Source organism: Rhodococcus sp. NCIMB 12038, assembly GCF_002165735.1.
Taxonomy (GTDB): Bacteria; Actinomycetota; Actinomycetes; order Mycobacteriales; family Mycobacteriaceae; genus Rhodococcus_F.
The window spans coordinates 318,061-335,520 of the sequence record NZ_NHML01000006.1 but is presented as its reverse complement, the minus strand read 5'-3'; the positions used below and the strand labels follow the sequence as shown (position 1 = coordinate 335,520).

13 protein-coding genes are annotated in these 17,460 nt (G+C 69.8%); 3 read left to right on the top strand and 10 right to left on the bottom strand.

Annotated features, from left to right (window positions below; all coding sequences use genetic code 11):
• Nucleotides 1-2: 2 nt before the first annotated feature.
• The 5 genes from CA951_RS11790 to CA951_RS11770 all read right to left on the bottom strand — a co-directional run bounded on the left by CA951_RS11790 (nt 3) and on the right by CA951_RS11770 (nt 9,368).
• On the bottom strand, nt 3-4,160 hold the full coding sequence (locus CA951_RS11790; RefSeq protein WP_087557004.1) for a TIGR02680 family protein: 4,158 nt from the start codon (nt 4,158-4,160) through the stop codon (nt 3-5).
• A complete protein-coding gene (locus CA951_RS11785; protein ID WP_087557003.1) occupies nt 4,157-5,551 on the bottom strand; it encodes a TIGR02678 family protein in 1,395 nt (464 codons plus the stop codon). The genes CA951_RS11790 and CA951_RS11785 overlap by 4 nt, the downstream gene beginning before the upstream one ends.
• Complete coding sequence (locus tag CA951_RS11780; RefSeq protein WP_087557042.1) at nt 5,548-6,999, bottom strand: TIGR02677 family protein; 1,452 nt, start codon at nt 6,997-6,999, stop codon at nt 5,548-5,550. Before CA951_RS11780 ends, CA951_RS11785 begins: the two co-directional genes overlap by 4 nt.
• Nucleotides 7,000-7,174: 175 nt before the next feature.
• A complete protein-coding gene (locus CA951_RS11775) occupies nt 7,175-8,332 on the bottom strand; it encodes a hypothetical protein (RefSeq protein ID WP_087557002.1) in 1,158 nt (385 codons plus the stop codon).
• Between the two features lie 187 nt (nt 8,333-8,519).
• Nucleotides 8,520-9,368 carry a trans-aconitate 2-methyltransferase gene (locus CA951_RS11770; RefSeq protein WP_087557001.1) on the bottom strand — a complete coding sequence of 283 codons (849 nt, stop codon included), beginning with the start codon at nt 9,366-9,368 and terminating at the stop codon, nt 8,520-8,522.
• Between the two features lie 47 nt (nt 9,369-9,415).
• Here CA951_RS11770 and CA951_RS11765 point away from each other — a divergent pair, with 47 nt between their 5' ends.
• Entirely contained in the window at nt 9,416-10,006 is a 591-nt protein-coding gene (locus tag CA951_RS11765; RefSeq protein WP_087557000.1) for a helix-turn-helix domain-containing protein, read from the top strand.
• A 72-nt stretch (nt 10,007-10,078) separates the two neighbouring features.
• Nucleotides 10,079-10,291 carry a hypothetical protein gene (locus CA951_RS11760; protein WP_087556999.1) on the top strand — a complete coding sequence of 71 codons (213 nt, stop codon included), beginning with the start codon at nt 10,079-10,081 and terminating at the stop codon, nt 10,289-10,291.
• A gap of 12 nt (nt 10,292-10,303) precedes the next feature.
• On the opposite strand, the gene CA951_RS11755 is transcribed toward CA951_RS11760, so the two are convergent.
• Entirely contained in the window at nt 10,304-11,104 is an 801-nt protein-coding gene (locus CA951_RS11755; protein WP_087556998.1) for an AraC family transcriptional regulator, read from the bottom strand.
• Nucleotides 11,105-11,169: 65 nt separating this feature from the next.
• Here CA951_RS11755 and CA951_RS11750 point away from each other — a divergent pair, with 65 nt between their 5' ends.
• On the top strand, nt 11,170-11,610 hold the full coding sequence (locus tag CA951_RS11750) for a DUF3224 domain-containing protein (protein WP_087556997.1): 441 nt from the start codon (nt 11,170-11,172) through the stop codon (nt 11,608-11,610).
• Here CA951_RS11750 and CA951_RS11745 read toward each other — a convergent pair.
• From CA951_RS11745 to nirB, 4 genes are all read right to left on the bottom strand, one after another.
• Nucleotides 11,595-12,182: a carboxymuconolactone decarboxylase family protein gene (locus CA951_RS11745; RefSeq protein ID WP_087557041.1), complete on the bottom strand. Its 588-nt coding sequence runs from the start codon at nt 12,180-12,182 to the stop codon at nt 11,595-11,597. The genes CA951_RS11750 and CA951_RS11745 overlap by 16 nt on opposite strands.
• A 94-nt stretch (nt 12,183-12,276) precedes the next feature.
• The gene (locus tag CA951_RS11740; protein ID WP_087556996.1) at nt 12,277-14,463 is read right to left on the bottom strand and encodes an acyltransferase family protein; all 2,187 of its coding nucleotides are present in this window, start codon (nt 14,461-14,463) and stop codon (nt 12,277-12,279) included.
• A gap of 124 nt (nt 14,464-14,587) precedes the next feature.
• Nucleotides 14,588-14,914 carry a nitrite reductase (NAD(P)H) small subunit gene (locus tag CA951_RS11735; RefSeq protein WP_087556995.1) on the bottom strand — a complete coding sequence of 109 codons (327 nt, stop codon included), beginning with the start codon at nt 14,912-14,914 and terminating at the stop codon, nt 14,588-14,590.
• The gene (gene nirB / locus CA951_RS11730; RefSeq protein WP_087556994.1) at nt 14,911-17,406 is read right to left on the bottom strand and encodes a nitrite reductase large subunit NirB; all 2,496 of its coding nucleotides are present in this window, start codon (nt 17,404-17,406) and stop codon (nt 14,911-14,913) included. Before nirB ends, CA951_RS11735 begins: the two co-directional genes overlap by 4 nt.
• Nucleotides 17,407-17,460: the final 54 nt, after the last annotated feature.

Here is a 17,460-nt window from a genome sequence, read left to right as displayed (position 1 = left end):
GGTCAGGCGAACTCGAACGCGCCCTCCGCCGGCGTCGGGACGCGCCGGCGCAGGGGCGAACCGAGCGCCTGCGCCAGGTCGGTGCCGTCGTGCTCGGCGAGTAGTTCACCGTCGGACCACACGAGCAGGGTGGCGCTGACGCTCTGCTCGGCCGTCGAGTGCGCCAGGTCGTAGTGCGCGCAACCCGGGACGCCGCCGTACGTGATCCACAGGTCGAACCCGGTCATGAACAGGTCGAGGTCGAATTGCACGCTGAGGCCGAGCAGTTCGGCCCGGCCGTTGTCGTCGACGCCGGCGAACGCCTCGTCCAGCGCCAGCAGTCGCGGGGCGTGCGGGTCGGCCGAGTCGAGCATGACGTGTGCTGCGGCGAACAGCGGCAGGTGCAGTGAGACGGACTGCTCGCCGCCGGAGAGTGCGCTGTGCCGGGCGACCGTCAGCCTGTCCTCGTTGCCGTTCCCGCTGATCAGGGTGAACGAGAACACCCGCCACCGCCGGTAGTCGAGGGCGGACGCCAGGATCTCCGGGTACGACCGTTCCGGGTGGGCGGCGCGGGCGGTCCTGATCTGGTGGGCGAAGTGGGCGCGCATCGTGGCGAGTTCGTCCGGGCCCAGCGCCGAGGTGTCGCGCTCGAGCAGCTTGGAGATGGCCTTCGCGCTGTCGTCGAGGTTGTCGGCGAGAACCCAGTGGACGCCGATGGTGTTGCCGGACGACATCCGCCGCTCCCGCATCTCGGTGCCCATCCGGGCGATGAGTTCGCGGGCGTCGACGGTGCGCTCGTGGATCTGCTGGGCGAGACCGGTGAGCAGCGCGTCCTCCAGGATGCGACGCTCGGATTCGGTGAGCAGCAGTTCCTGGTCGGAGCGCGCGGACGCGATGCGGGCCGCGAACTCGCCGATCGACGAGTACCCCTCGTCGTCCTGTACCTGGACCACCGTCAGGCCGTCCGGCGCGTCCCACTGCAGGCGGTAGTCCTGGCCGGCGGCCGCGAGTTGTGCGTCGAAGTCCTGCAGCGCGGTGGTGAGTGCCGTGCGCGTCGACTTGCGTGCCGAGTCGCTGACCCGCACCGATTCGGTGGCGCCGTCCAGTGCGCGGAACAGCGCGTCCGCTTCGGGCGGCAGGATCGGGGTGTCCTGGTCGGCGTTCTGGATGCGATACACCAGCTGTTCGGCGCTCATCCACGCGGCCGCGCTGGCCGGCCAGGTGTGGCCGCCGTCGACGCCGAGGAGTTCGAGCAGGTCGCGCCTGGCGTACGGCGCGAGGTGGGCGGCGTCCGCGTGGGTTTCGGTGAGCGCCAGCCGGAGCGTCTGGACGGCGGTGTTGTACGCGCCCTCGGCCTTACCGATCGCCTCGCCCGCATCCTTGTCCGCTTTGCGGGCGTCGCGCTGCTCCTTCTTGCACGCCTCGATCCGCGCATGCGCCTCCTCGAGTTGCCGGTCCAGTTGCTCGGCCCCCGCGCCCAGCGTGTCGCGGAGCGTCTCGAGGCGCTGGATCTGTTGCGCGAGCACCTCTTCGGCGATGGCGGCCTCCTCCGCGAATTCCTCCGCGTTGCCGCGCGCCTCGTGCAGCCGAGCCTCCGACTGGCGTGTGTGCTCCACCTCCTTGCCGTGTTCGCGCCTGCAGCGCTGCACCATCTCGCCCTGCTTCTCGAAATGCCGCACTGCCGCGGCGAGCGAGTCGATCTCTCGGGCGATGTGGGGAGTCCGGTGCGTGGATGCGGTGGCCCGGAGTTGTTTTTCCTTCGCGGACAGGTCGGCGATGGCCTGGTCGAGTTCGCGGCCGACGGCTGTCGCGGTGTCGGTGCGGCTGCGGAGCGCGCCTGCCGATTCAGTGACCTTCTTCAGCGCGGCGAGGATCGATCCGGTTCGGGGCAGGGCCTGCGCTGCCGCGGTCGTCCGCGTCAGCAGCGCTGCCACCGCATCCGCGGATGCCCTCGTGTCGTCGAGCCGCGCCCGTGCTTCTTCCAGCGTCCTGTCGAGTTCGGTGATGCGAGCGGCACGCCTGCGGGCCCGCGCCGTGGTTCCGATGTACTCCGCATCCGATTTCGTGTGGCGTCCCCGCTGGATCCCCTGGCGGTACGCCCCGTCACCGGCGACTCCGACCGGACCCTCGGCGAGATCGAGGGATTCGAGGGCGATGGATTCGAGGATTGCGCGCACGCGCTCGTCGGGGACCCCCGTGTCCTGCTCGACGTCGAGGACATCGGCGAGAGTTCTGCCGGCCGGCCGCGCTTCGGAGGGGAGGGCCACGAGGAAGTGTTCGGATACGACGTCGGGGAGCGCGTCGTCGACGGTCACCCAGCCGTCGAGGAGATTCGCGGCCTCCAGTGCGGCCTCGATTCCCGCCGCGACCGTGGCGTCGACACCGTCGGCGAACCGGACCAGACGCCACAGCGGCGCACCGGTCAGCCCGGACCGCGTGTCGTGCCTGCCTGCCGGGAGCGGCGGGGCGTCGTCGTGCTCGGATTCGATTGACGCGCGCGCCGACTCGTGTTCGGCGATCGCCGCGGCCGCGGCGGCGCCGTCCCGGTCGTATTGCTGACGACGCATCCGGAGTGCGTCGACGGCGTCCGTGGTCTGCTCCGTCAGCGTCTCCGACAGCGTGGCGGCGTCGTCGTCACCGATCCCGCGGAGGGCGGTGTCCAGTGCGTCGAACAATGCAGCGGGCGCCTCGATCTCGGCGTAGAGAGACGAGTGTTCCGTCCACCAGGAGCGGAGTTCGGTGGCGCATCGGCTGCGGGCCGATTCGACCGCGGTCTCGGCTTCGAGGACGGCCACCTTCGCGGTGTCGAGTTGCTCCTGGCCGCGACGTGCTGCGTCGTCGGCGCGGGTCCGCTCGGTGGCGGCCCTCTCGACGGTGGCGAGCGCGGCCCGGACCGCGCGCAGGTCGCCGTCGCGTTCCTCGGCGTGACCGCGCAGCGCCGCGGTCAACTGGTCGGCGCGCGCGTCGTCGGGGAGTGCGGTCCAGGTGATTCCGGCGTCCTCGGCGGCGGCGTGAAGTTCGTCCTCGGCGTGGGCGAGCGCCTCGACGGCGCGGGTGACGGCGTCGCCCGCCTTCGCGTGCTCCTCGGACCGCTGTTCGAGGGCCGCCTTGGCCTTGCGTGCCTTCTCGGCCTGCAGTTCCGTCGACTTCTCGAGCGTCGACACGGCCTGCGCCAGGTCGTCGAGTTGCGTCCGCCCCTCGTAGGCGGTCGAGCGCTTCAGCGCGTCCAGGGTGGCGTTGGCCTGGTCGAGTGCGCGGTCGGCGGCGGTGAAGCGTTCTTCGGCGGCCTCCCGGCTCGCCTGGCTGCGCGCCCGGTCGGCCGCCGCCCCGTGGAGGGCGGTGATGCCGGACCGCACCGCGTCGAGACGGGTCGCGAGTTGGTCGACGTCCGTACGCGCCTGCTGGCGAAGGTATTTCGCGTACACGCCGACGAAGCTCTGCGCCGCCTGGTCCGCCGCCGCCAGCCCCTCGAGTGCCCGGCCGACCTCCTCCATGTCGCTGAACGAGCGCGCCGCCTCGAGGACCAGTTGTTCGTCGAGGGGGCGCAGACCGTCGGTGAGTGCCTGCGACAGTCCCTTGGGGTCGAGATTCTTCGCGAGCTGTGGGCGGCGCAGGGTGAGGATGAGGTTGATCAGCTGGTCGTAGCGCTGGACACCGAGCCCGAACATGCGGGCGTCGATGGCGGCGCGGTAGTCGAGCGGCCGGTCGGTGATGGAGTCGGTGCCGATCTGCTCGCCGAGTTGCTTCTTCGTGAGCGGACGGTCGTCGCTGCCGAGCAGGGAGAAGTCGACGCCGACCCGGCCGTCGGCCACGAAGTACCAGCGCGTGACCTTGTCGTTGGTGCGGGAGGCGCGCATGCCGATGCCCACGGTGACGGCCTCGGGGTCGTCCTTCGCGCCGCGGCAGAACTCCATCCAGACGTACGAGTACGCGCTCTCCTGTCCGCGGTACAGGAGGTTCGACTTCATGGTCCGTTCCTCGCCGGCGAACGGGTTGAGACGACGCGGTTCGATCCTGCCGTCGAGGACGAACGGGAACAGCACCTCGAGCGCCTTGGTCTTGCCGGAACCGTTGGGGCCGCGGAGAACGAGGCGGCCGTCGGCGAAGGAGAACTCCTGATCCCGGTAGTCCCAGAGGTTGATGATCCCGGCGCGGGTGGGCCGGAAACGCGCACTCGTCATGCTGTGATTTCCTCGCTGTCGTTCGCTGAGCTCTGGAACAGGTCGATCTCCGGTGTGCGGTCGCGGATCGTGACCACCACACCCCGGTAGCGGGCGAGCGCCGGGAGCGCGAGCACGCCGCCCGGCACCGCCGCGGTCAGGCGCAGCCGCTCGAGCAACGCCAGCGCGGCGCGGCCCAGGCCATCCGGGTCTGCCTGCCACCCGGCGGCGAACGTGCGCCCGAATCTTTCGGTCAGGGTCCGGACGGTGCCGGTGATCCACTCGTCCTCGACGAGGGGGAAGTGCCGGTCGGCGGGGGCGGGCTCCGCGGGCTCGACTCCGTCGTGGCCTGCCAGGCTGTCGAAGATCCCGGACTGCGGAATCGCGCTGTCGACCTGTTCGACCAGGTCCTCGGACCGGCCCCGCGGCAACGGCATCCGGTCGATGTCCGGCGTGTCGGGATCCAGGACACGATCGGCGATCTCCCCGGCGAGCAGCAGCGCGACCTGCGCGACCGTCCCCGTCCCGGGGAACCGGACGTCGGAGAGCCGCCCGGACGAGTCGATCATCGCGACGCCCTCCTCGCGCCGTTCCGCGACCAGTCCGGTGAGCAACTCGACATCGGTTGCGGTGCGGGGGAGCGCGAGCTGCACCAGTTCGTGGTCGTCCAGGTCGGCGGCGTAGACGACGGGCCGTTCGACGAGAGCCCGCCGGACCCGCCGCGTCGTCTCCTTCACGTCGACCGTCCGGGACGTCCCGAACTCCGCCGTGTCGTCGTCGGTCACCGATTCCGCGCCGGCGAGCAGACCGCGAATGGAGCGGAGATGCTGCAGCGCGCGCGGCGGTCGGAACAGGGCGATGACGACGGACCGGTCGATGTCGTAGAGCGCTTCGCCCGCATCGGGATTGGCCGCCCAGCCGCCCGCGTCACCGTCGGCGAGTGCGATCGCGCCGCGGGCCGCGAGCCAGCCGACGGCGTCGACGAACGCGTCCCGGTCGGACGCGCGTTCGGTGGACAGGTCCACCCCGTCGACCTGCGCGGCGTCGGCGGCGACGTGATCGGCGAGTTCGGACAGGGTGATTTGGTTGCCGGCACGACCGAGTGCGGCCAGCGCCAACGCGAGGTAGGCGTAGCGGTACCGGTCAAATGTGCGGTCGGTGGCCGTCTTGGCCGGGGTCCCGGCGTCGAGTCGGTCGCTGACCGTGAACAGGCGGGCGGTCGTCTCGGTGACCTCGAGCCGGTACCCGAAGAGCGTCATCAGATCTTCGCGTAGTTCGGTGGCCCACCGGCGGAGCAGGGGAAGCGCGATGCGATCCGGATAGGTCTGCGTCACCAGATGATTCGACAGGATGACGCGGGCGGCGCGCTGATACGAATCGAGGGCGAGCGGTGAGATCTCCCGTGCCTTCACCGAACGCTCACCTGCAGTCCGTCGAGGTGCAAACGTCCGCGGGCGGTGTGCACCACCGTCGATTCGCTGTGCGGGCTGAGGGTGAGCTTCACGCCGTTCTCCGATCCGGTGCTGCTCTTGACGCGGCCGCTGACCGGTACCCGCGCCGTCAGTGCGGCGTTCAGCAGGCTCAGCAGCACGTCGGTTTCGGCCTCGTCGAGTTCCCGCTCGTAGACTCCGCCCCTGGCGAGCGACTGGGCGGCGGCCGCGCGATTTCGTTGTGCGGTCAGCTGTTCCTCTCGCAGACGGCGCACGCTGCCCTCGTTGCGCTGCACCCGCGCGGGCAGGCCCGGGGACGGGGGACGTCCGGTCTCGGCCAGCGTGCGGGAGATCTCCACGGGCTGGGCCTCCCACCACGACCGGGTGTCGGGAATGATGTCGGCGTCCGGATGCACCATCGAGAGATGGCGCGGACGCCCGAGGTCGAACACGGCCTGGAACAACGCGTGCGCGGCGTCCTCGTTCGGAGTCGCGGCGAACCAGCCTGCGAGGTGCCGCAATTGGCTCTCCCTGCTGACGCCGCCCTTGCGGGTCTCGGTGACGCGGCGCAACAGCGACAGGACGGCGGCGATGGCGCTCATCGTGCCCTCGCGCAGGCGTTCCGACTCGCTCGGACCCGCCTCGCTCCCGACGAACCAATGCGTCAACCCGGCCCACCGCGCGCGCCAATCGGCTTTGCGCTCTTCGACATCGAGGAACATCCGCTCGTCGCTGGCGGCGGCCCGCGTCACCATCGCCTCGACGTCGGTGCCTTCCACGAGCGCAATGGCCGCGGCGAGCTTCGGCGCATACCTCGACAGGTCGGAGCTGAATTCGCGCATGTGCGTGAGGAGAGCGTCCTTGTGGGACATGAACGTCTCAGGGGTGATCTCCGTGGTCCGGACGAGATCGCCCAGCGTCAGATAGAACTGGGCCGCCCGTCCGGCCATGTCGGACAGCGTCGCATCGAGACGGTTGAGTTTCCGGTACACCAGGTCGTTGTCGGCGGCGCGATTCGCCGCGGCCAGGTCGTTCATGTCGGCGAGGAGGTCGGGAAGCGCCAGCCGGGACAGCGACGCGTCGTCGAGGCGGGCCGCGAGTGCGTCCTCGACGGCCCGGAACACCTGGTAGCCGGCCTGACTGAACTGGTACACGAAGTGCCGGTTCCGGTATTCGGCGAGCGTCGCGGCGCGCGTTCCGTCGTAGCTGCGCTCGAGCACTTCCCAGACGTGGAGTTGCTCGAGCAGGGGAGTGACGTCGCCGGCCCCGAGCTGCCCGGCCGGGTCCTCGGTGGCGAGGCCGTCCAGGATGCGGGCGACGTCGCCCGCGTGGAGCAGCACGATGTAGTTGGCGCGGGCGTGGTCGAAGGCCCTCAGCACCCACAGGTACTCCGCCCGCTTCTCCGCGGTGGCGAAGGAGAACAGTTTCAGCCGGTCGTCCCGGAGCGGGGGAGCGACCGCCGGACGCGGGGCGCGCAGCCCCGACGGGGACCGACCTGGATCGCTGCCTGATTCACTCACCGTGACAGGTTATGCGGTCGTGCAGTGGTCGAGCGAACGCCGTGCCGACCTGTACCGACATCTCCCGACGACGAGCGGCGGGCAATCAGAGGACGAACAGCACGAAGACGATCGCGACCAGCACGAGCGCCAGCCCGACCGCCGCGGCGACGAGCCAGGACGCCCGGGAGGCACTGTCGGAATCGTCCCCGGACTGCTCGACGGCGCGCGGTTCCGGCGGCGTCGCGACCGCCGTTCCGCCCGACGCCCGTGCGGGGGAGGTGCCCACCGCCGCGGCGGGCGCGGGGTTCTGCGTGCGGGGGGCGGGCCGGTTCGGGGTTGTGGAAGTCGACGGCACGGGCTCGCCGACGACGGCGTCGATCACCTCGGTGACGTCGTACGACGGCGGCAGGCCGATCGGGGTGACCCGGTGGGTGGTCGGATTGAACCCGGCGGCGCGGATGGCGGCGCCGAGCGCCGAGGTCTGCTCGGGGCCCGGGCCGACGACGCACCGGACGTCGAACTTCTCGCCGATCGTGGCCGCGAATCCGTGAACGGCCGCGGAGTCCCTCGCGATCAAGCCGTCGCCCGTGACGACCACGGCATCGAGGTTGCCGGGCAGCCAGCCGAACGCACCGAGCGCGGTGGCGATCTGGGCCGTCGGAGAGCCCCCCGAGGAGAACCGGAACGCCTTGCCTGCCTCGACACCCGAGCGAATCAGCGCGACCGTCGATCCGGTGTCGTCGACGTGATAGATGCCGACCAACTGCCCGGGGCGCTCGGCGATCTCGGATTCGAACCAGGCCGCGGCCGCTTCGGCGTCCGAGACCAGGGACAGGTACGACATGTCGGCGTAGTCCAGCGCGTCGCGGAGCGCTGCGACCGCGGCCGAGTCCCAGCGGGTCGGATAGGTGGCCATGATGTCGGGCGCGCCGCCCGTCCGGCCACCGTGGTCGGGGAGAGGTTCGCACTCGCGGAGCAGGCAGCGCATCGCACCCGCGACCAGGTCTTCTGCGCGATACCGCGATCCGTCGCCCACGGCGACCCCGGCCGGGTCGCCGACGCGGGGAAGAAACCCCGACACGGTGTGGGTGTCGCCGATCGTGTGCGGCGCCGATCCGCCGAGAATTGCGGTGCCGTCCGGGCACATGTGCAGGACGGTGTCGCGGACGATGACGACCGGATCCGGGGATCCTGGATCGTTCGACGCCACCACCGCGGTGGACACGACACTGCCGATCCTGAGCCCGACTCCCATGGACATGCAAGAACCCCTATTCGTGTTGCGAACGGATTGCGACTTCCGTCAGGCCCGTCCGACTCGGTCGGTGAGGCCACAAGATGTACATCCTGCTACTCGAGGGTGCTTGTGCGCGCCATCACGCGCGGCGTGGCGTGGTCGTATTGCACACAGTCGGCGAGTTTCCGCCTGCGGCGAGTGATCGGTCAGGTCACCGTCGGCCGATCCAGGCCGTCCGGCTGCCGCGAACCGTCAGGTCGCCGCGGTGCAGGACGCTGTCGGGGCCGTCGTCCGAGAGGAGGCGATCGAGAGTGTCGCGGTCGTCGGCGGCGAGTTGTCCGTCGAGGGCGGAGCGAACACGGCTCAGAAAGGTGCGTGCGTAGCGTCCGGCGTTCGGCGGCGCCGGAGTTGCCTCGCTGGTGAAATTGCGTTCCTCGACGTCGACGAAACCGGCCCGCTCGATGTGGCCCCGCCAATTCGGGTGCGCGTTCCAATCCATCCGCGCCAGGGCCTCGTGGCAGCGCGACTCCAGGCCTGGACGGCCCATGCCCAGGTTTTCGGGCAGGAGGCGGGGCAGAGCGTCCATCTCGACGACCACCAGCACGCCGTCGGGGTTCAGTGCGGCGTACATGTCGCGGAGCACCCGGTCGGGGTCGGCGACCTCGTGCAACGAGGAAGCCGCCCACACGACGTCGGCGGCCTCGACCGCGGGCCATCCGGCATCCAGATCGGCGTGCACGACGCTCACCCGGTCGGCCGGGCCCTGCTCGCGCGCGGCTGTGCGGATGCGGTCGAGCATCACCTCCGACCTGTCGATCGCGATGACCGCGGCGGCGGGGAACCGCCGAGCCAGCGTCAGGCTGCCGACGCCCGTTCCCGCGCCCACGTCGACGACCCGGCGCGGGGTCTCCCGGACCCGCAGCTCGGCCCAGTCGGCCACCTGGTCCAGATAGGAGCCGAAGATCTCGGCGTCCAGATCGAGGAGGTCCGGCAGAGCGGCTTCGTGGGCCGATGTGTGCCCGTCGTGGTGCCCGCCATGGTGATGCGAATGCTGTGTCATGGCTCCAGGCTAGCCGCGTTCTGCTCTATGCGCATACACTCTTGCGTATGACGCAAGAACTGGGTTTGGACAGTGTGATCCGGCAGCGCATCCGGGGCCTACGGCTGGCCCGCGGCTGGTCCCTCGACGCGCTCGCCGCCCGCTGCTTCCTCAGTCCGTCCACCCTGAGCCGCATCGAGACGGGTCACCGAAGGATCGCCCTCGACCAGCTGGTTCCGATCGCGAGGGCTCTCGGCACCACGCTCGATCAGCTCGTCGAGTCCGTCGACGACGAGGACGTGGTGATCCGGCCGATGCCCGAACAGACGCGCGGCCTCACGACCTGGCTCCTGTCCCGCGAACGCGCCCTCCACGGCGCGACCGTGGCGAAGATGCGTATCACCCCCGAACGGCCCGCGGGCCCGGACCACGTGTGCGTGCACCCTGGGCACGAGTGGTTCACGGTTCTGTCGGGGACGGCCCGCCTGCAACTGGGTGAGCGGACCATCCTGATCGAAGCGGGTGCCGCAGCGGAGTTCTCGACCATGGTGCCGCATTCCATCGGCGCCCACGACGGTCCGGTGGAGATCCTCACGATCTTCGACCACGACGGGGAGCGGGCACACCTGCACGCCGCGGACGACGCGCCGCCGGCGTGACGTACGCGCCGGCGACGCACGGCCCCATACGATGTGGGCGGCATCGGCGCACGCCGAGGAGAAAGGACGGACATGTCGTCTTCCGACACCGCGGGCGAGACGGAGTTCCCGGCGAGCATGGGGAAGGTCTCCCGTCGTGAGCTCGCGTCGCACGGCTACACGCGTTTCGATCAACTGACGACGGTTACCGCCGAGGAGCTGTTGAAGATCCACGGCGTCGGACCGAAGGCGATCCGGATTCTCGGGGAGGAGCTCGCGGAGCGGGGTCTCGGCTTCGCCGGCTGATCGGCGGAGGCGCTACAGCAGGCCGTGCGCGCGCTGATACGTGGCGGGCGGTGTGCCGACGACCTGCGTGAAGACCCGGGTCAGGTGGGCCTGGTCGCTGAACCCCAATTCGTAGGCGAGCGCGGACCAGTCGATCCTCTCGCCCGAGTGGGCGGCCGCGGCCGCGTCGAGGATGCGAAACCGCTGGATCACCCATTTCGGGCCGATGCCGACGTATTCGGTGAACAGCCGTTGCAGGGTGCGCAGGCTACAGCCGGCGTGTGCGGCGAGCTGGTCTGCGCGGACGACGTCCCGGCGGCGCTGGGCGTCGCCGACCAGGGCCGTGACCTCCCGTCCCGTGGGATCCGGAACCGGATCGGTGCGCAGAAGGTACCGCTCGAAGGCGTCGATCATTTCCGCGCTGTCGGTGCCGGCGAGGATTCGTTCCGCGACCGGGCGATCGTCACCGGTGAGCAAATCCCGTCCGGGCTGGACGGTTCCCGAGATCGCGCCGAGACTGCCCTTCAACAGCGGCCGGAAGCCGCCGGCGTGAAAGGCGGCTCCCAGCACGTGGCCGTGCCCCGTCAACGTGCGGTAGAACGGCGACCGGGAGATCCCGTGCACCAGCAACTGCCCGTCCTCGGCGGCGATGTGAACGCGAGGCTGAGGCACGACCTGCTGCCGATGGGGTTTCGGCACCGACCACCTCACCAGCCAGTGGTAGTCGACGAACTCGGCCAAATCTGCTCGGGGAGCGACCCGTTCGACCTCGAACCCCGGTGCGGCGGCGGTCGGGCGGATGATCGCCTCGGGATGTCCTGGCACGTTCGGCACTCGACCATCCTAGTGTCGCGAATGTTCAAGAACGCCATGCCGTCGTGTACCTAGAGTCTCCTGACATGAGCTACTCACACACTGCTCGAAGCAAATTCACCATCGCCGCGTGGTCCGAATCGGTGATCACCGACATCGACGGCGAAGGTACGACCGCCGGCGACACCTACTACCCCGCACGCGGCGCCACCCGAGCGGCCGTCGAATATTCGTACTCCGGGGACATCGAGGGAACGAGCACCGTGGCCTACCTGATCGCGTACAAGGCCGATGCTGCCCCGGTGCTCGGCCTCGAGCGCTTCGAGGGTTCGATCGGCGGGCACGACGGAACGTGCGTGTTCCAGCATCTCGGCAGCCAAGACCAGGGTTCCGTGTCGGCACGGATCGAGGTGGTGCCGGGTATGGGCACGGGCGGTCTGACCGGCCTGCGTGGCAGCGCGGACCTGTCCATCGCCGGACCCGGCGAGGGCGGCTACGAATTCGTCCTGTCCTACGACGTCGGCTGAGTTCGGGTCGTCGGGCGTTCGCTCAGTGGTTTCAGGCCACACGACGCCGCGAGGCCCTGCGACTCGATGCCCATCGCGGTGTTGGAGCGGGTCATGAAGTTCGTCAGTGCGATGAACGCGGTCAGTTCCACCATCGCGGCCGGGCCGAGCGCCTCCAGGAGCCTGGCCGACAGTTCGTCGGTGACCGTCGGCGGGGTCAGCGTCATCGCCTCGGCGTACTCCAGCACGTCACGCTCCAACGGGGTGAAGACGTCGGACTCACGCCATCGGGGCACCTCGCCTGCCTTCGTCTCGTCCAGCCCCTTGTTGTGGGCTTGGAAGTAGCCGTAGTCCAGGCAGAAGGCGCAGCCGACCATGCTCGCGACCGCCATGTGGGCGAACGATTTCAGATTCTCGTCGCACCGGTCCCACTTCTGTACCTGCCGGCCGACGCTGAAGCTGAAGTTCGTCACCTTGCGGTTGTGCCACACGACCCCCACCCCCTCGGGCACGTCCCCGAGCATCTTGCGGGACATCCGCTTGACGACCGCACCGTAGACGCCGGTCAATTCTGCCTGCGGGATTCTGGCCATGATTTCCTCCTCGGTTCGAATGTTCTCGGCATAGAGACACCGGCCACGCGCCGAATGTGACATCCGAACCGGAAATTTTTTCGTCGGCCGCCCCTCAGCCCTGCGCGAGTGCGCGGTCGGCCAGCGCGGCGATCACGGGGGAGAGTGCCTGCGCGTGTTCGAGCGTCAGGTGGTTGTCGTCGCGGTACACGAGGTCGTTGCCGACGACCACCGGGCAGCGCTCGGTGGTGCAGAACAGGGTGGTGAGATCGGCGTACCGTCCGCCGCCTGCCGCGGTGGCCGCCGCCTCGGCCGCGACCCCGGCGTCGTTGACCGCGACCGGCCGCGGCGGCGCGCAGGCAGTCGCGTCGTCGAGGTGCGCGGACAGGCACGTCGGCACTGTCGACTGCGGATCCGGGACGGGCCCGAGGACCAGGACGGCCGCACCCGTGGCCCGGAGTTCCGTGACCAACCGGGTCAGGCTGTCGAGCCAGGGCCCGCCATAGACGCTGAAACCGAAATCGGCGCCGTACCGCCGGGACATGTTCAGCACGACCAACCGGGGCCGCTCGGTCCGCAGCCGGTCGAGGATCTCGCCGCGCCACTGCTCGCACTCACTGTATTCCCGCCCGAGGTAGGGGCTGGTGAGGGGAAGGTCGAGGAGTGGGCAGGTGACCTTGCCCATCGTCTCCAGCCGCCAATGATGCTGTTCGGCTGCCGTTTCGAACGCCGGCGCCCACATCGCGGCATGCGAATCACCGACGAGCGCCACCGTCGTCGCAGATGTCACGTCACCCGATGCGCACTCGTCCTGCCCCACCTCGAGCCACGACCGTACGCAGCCGTTGACGAACACGGCAGGCTTGTCGGCCGTTGCGTCGGCGAGCGGTGGCGACAGGTTCGACGGAACCGCCTGCAGTCCTGCCGATTCCGCAACCGCCGCCTGCACCTGCGTGGTCATGTCGTGCACTGCCGCGTCGCGCGGATCGACTGCGGGAGTGGCCGATTCGACCGGTGCCGTCACGGTGAGGGCCGCGGCCGCGGCGCCGTGTCCGACCGGGACCGGCCGGGCCACCAGCAGTACCAGTGCCGCGCACACGGCGACGGCGGTGACGGCGCCGCCGAGGACGAGGCTGCGTGAGGCCGAGCGACGCAGCGGAGCCGCGAAGCGGACCGGGTTCTCGACCAGGGCCAGTGTCAAGCCGGCCAGACCTGCGGACACCATGACCATCGCCAGCCGATCGGTCAGATCGAGAGAACGGCCGAGCACGATCGGCGCGAGCAGCAGCACCGGCCAGTGCCAGAGATACCAGGAATAGGACACCCGACCGACCGCCCGCATCGGTGGCAGGGACAGGCCCCGGCCGACTCCCAGCCGCGGTGTGGCACAGCCCGCACCGATCACCAGCACCGTGCCGAGAACGGGCAGCAGCGCGGCGGTGCCGGGGTAGGGCGTCTTCTCGCCCAGCCGAAGACAAGCGAAGACGATCAGTGCGAGACCCGCCCATCCGGCGGCTGCGGCGACCACCGGCGGCAGCCGCCGCCAGTGCCGAACCGACAGCGCGACCAACCCGCCCGCGGCCAGTTCCCAGGCGCGGGCGGGCAGGGAGAAGAACGCCCACGGCGGCAGCGTGCGGGTCCAGTCGAGCGAGAGCGCGAACGACACCGCCGCGACCAGCGCGAGGATTACCAGATACGGGGTCGTCGACGGTGCGTGGTCCGGGCCCCGGTGTCGTGTTCTGCGCCGCACGAGCCAGGCGACCCCGATGATCAGCGCAGGCCACAGCAGGTAGAACTGCTCTTCGACGCCCAGCGACCAGTAGTGCTGGAACGGTGACGGGGGTGTGTCGGCGGCCAGGTAGTCGGTGCCGTGCAGCGCGAGCCGGTAGTTGCCGACGTAGAGCGCGCTGGCGATGCCGTCGCCGAGGACCGCACGGGCCTGCAGCGGGGGAAGGAGCAGGGCGGCGCCTACTGCGGTGGCCACCAGCACGACGCACCCGGCGGGCAGCAGCCGCCGGGCACGCGCACCGTAGAACTCGGCCAGCCCCACGCGGCCGGTGGCCGCCACGTCCCGCCACAGCACCCCGGTGATGAGAAACCCGGAGACGACGAAGAAGATGTCGACACCCGCGAATCCGCCGTCGATGCCGGGCACACCCGCGTGAAAGAAGACCACGGCCAGCACCGCGACGGCCCGCAGACCCTCGATGTCCGTACGGAACACGGTTCCCGCGGCCCGGTTACGGGCCTGAGGGTGGTCACCGGATCGGCCCCGTTGTTCCGGACTGGCGACGGTACTCATTCGATCTGCGATCTGTCCACGCGACGAGCCCCTTCAGCTGCAGCACTGGCCTCATGATGACAGCGGTGCCGCAACTTTCCCGAAAGGCACGCCGTACCAGGGCAGAGCGCAATCGGGCGAACTTTCACACGTGCACGACGACCGACCCGTCGCGGACCGAGGCGGGGTACGTGCGGACCGAGCCCACACCCTCGGATCCGCAGGCGCCCGTGTCGAAGGCGAACGCGTACTGGTGGAGCGGACACATCACGCCGGTGGCGTCGATCTGTCCGTCGGCGAGGGGACCGCCCTTGTGCGGGCACACCGCGTCCATTGCCCGAACCGTGCCGTCCGACAGCAGGAATACGGCCACCTGCCGATTCTGCACGACGTACGTCCGGCCCTCGCCCGGTGTCAGGTCGCTGACCGGTCCCACCGCGACCTCGGCCGGACCCTCGATCAGGGCGGTCATCGGACCGGCACCTGGGGGAGCGGCAGCAGCGGAAGCGAGGGAGCGAACTGTGCGGGTGATTTCGGCGCGCTGCGCTCCTTCCAGGGATCCCGGTAGCCGTCGACCGCCGTCTGGATCCGCTCGTCCAATCCCGTCACGATGTCCTCCTCGTCTCGGACCAGTAGCGCCTGAAGATGTTCGAGCCCCACCCGCGGCACGAAGTCGTAGGTGCGTTCGAGCCATTTCGCGTTCTCGCGGTAGTACTGGATGAATCGCCCGCCGAGTTCGATCACGGCGTCCGGTGATTCGACCGTGGCCAGCAGATCGCCCTTGCGGATGTGGGCGCCGGCGGCGCCGCCGACGTAGATGTCCCAGCGGCCGTCGCCGACCGCAACCACACCGAAGTCCTTGCACAGGGCCTCCGAGCAGTTGCGGGGGCAGCCGGCCACCGCGAGCTTCAGCTTCGCGGGCGTCTCCAGGCCCTGGAACCGCTCTTCGAGTGCGATGCCGAGGCTCGTCGAATCGCCGAGACCGTAGCGGCAGAAATCGGTTCCGACGCACGTCTTCACCGTGCGCATGCTCTTGCCGTAGGCGAACCCGGACGGCATGTCGAGGTCGCCCCACACCTTGGGGAGATCCTCCTTCTTGATGCCGAGCAGGTCGATGCGTTGCCCGCCAGTGACCTTCACGAGCGGCACACCGTACTTGTCGGCCACGTCGGCGATCTTGCGGAGCTGATCCGGCGTGGTGACGCCGCCCTTCATCTGCGGGACCACCGAGAACGTGCCGTCGCGCTGGATGTTGGCGTGCACGCGGTCGTTGATGAACAGGGCGCCGCGCTCGTCCACCCAGTCGGGACCCCAGATCGTGCGGAGCAGGGACGCGAGCGGCATCTTCGCGGACGCGTCCTCCTGCGCGTCCGTCGCGAGTTCGGCGAACACCTGGGACACGGCCCGCAGATCGCGGTCCCGGATGGTCGCGATGAGTTCGGGCTTGCTCATCGGGATGCACGGCACGTACCAGTCGGCGGAGGGATCGGCTTCGAGTTCGCCGCCGGCGGCGCAGGCCACGATGTCGGCGACGAGTCCCTTGCACGACCCGCAGCCCTTGCCCGCGCGGGTCTGGGCGCAGACGTCGGTGAGGGTCTTGGCGCCGGAGTGGACGCAGGCCACCAGGTCGCCCTTGCTCACGCCGTTGCAGTTGCACACCTGCAGGTCGTCGGGAAGGTCGGCGACACTCGTCGCGGCGCCCGGCGCCCCGACGTCGAAGAGCATGCTGATGCGCTCCTCGGGCAGCGGCACCTTGCCGTCGAACGCCTGCGTGAGGAAGCCGGCCTTGCTGATGTCGCCCATCAGGGTGGCGCCGATCAGCTTTCCGTCCCGGACGACGAGGCTCTTGTACGTGCCGCTGCGCGGTTCGTAGTACTGGACGAACTCGTCGTCCGCGGTCTCGGGTCCCTTGACGCCCATCGCGGCCACGTCCACCCCGGCGACCTTCAGCTGGGTGGTGGTGCGCGAACCGACGTAGGCCGCTTCCGGATCGGAGCCGGTGAGCACGTCCGCGAGGATGACCGCCTGCTCCCACACAGGGGCGACCAGGCCGTACGTCTCTCCGCGGTGCTGCGCGCACTCGCCGACGGCGTACACGGAACCCTCGTCCTCGCAGCGCATCTGGTCGTCGACGACGATCCCGCGCTCGACCACCAGGCCGGCGGCCCGCGCCAGTTCGGTGTTGGGCCGGATTCCCGCGGTGACGACCACCATGTCGGCGTCCAGTGTGGAGCCGTCGACGAACGACACCCCGGTCACCAGGCCGGCGTCGTCGCGCAGCACGGCGGTGGTCCGCATCGAGGTGTGGACGCCGACGCCGAGTTTCTCGATCTCGGCGCGCAGGACGCTGCCGCCGCGTTCGTCGAGTTGCTGGTTCATCAGGTGCCCGGGGGAGTGCACGACGTTGACGCTGAGTCCCTGGGTCCGCAGCCCGTACGCGGCCTCGAGCCCGAGCAGCCCGCCGCCGATCACCACCGCGGACACGTCGTCGCGTGCCTGCGCCATCTGCAGCATGCCGTTGGTGTCGGCGATGTTGCGGAATCCGAACACCCCGCGGGCCAGGCGTCCGTCGTGCTCCCGCAGTCCGTCCATGTTGGGAAAGAACGTGTTGCTTCCCGTGGCGACGATCAGCACGTCGTAGTCGACGACGCGGCCGCTCTCGCACGTGACGGTCTTCGCGAACCGGTCGAGTGAGACCGCCCGGTCACCGGCGTGGAGTTTCACACCGTTCGCCGTGTACCAGCCCATGGGGTTGAGGATCAGGTTCTCGTCGTCGACGGCCGCCTCCCCGGACAGCACGTGCGAGAGCATGATCCGGTTGTAGTTGCCGTACGGCTCGTCGCCGATCATGGTGATCTCGAACCGCTCGCGCCCGCCACGGTTCAGGATCTCCTCGACGGTGCGGGCGCCGGCCATACCGTTGCCGACGACCAGCAGCTTGCTCGAACTCGGTGTGTGGGCCATGCAAAGAGGCTGCGCCCCGGGAGTGTCGTAACGGCTGCGTGCACGTTACGTCGG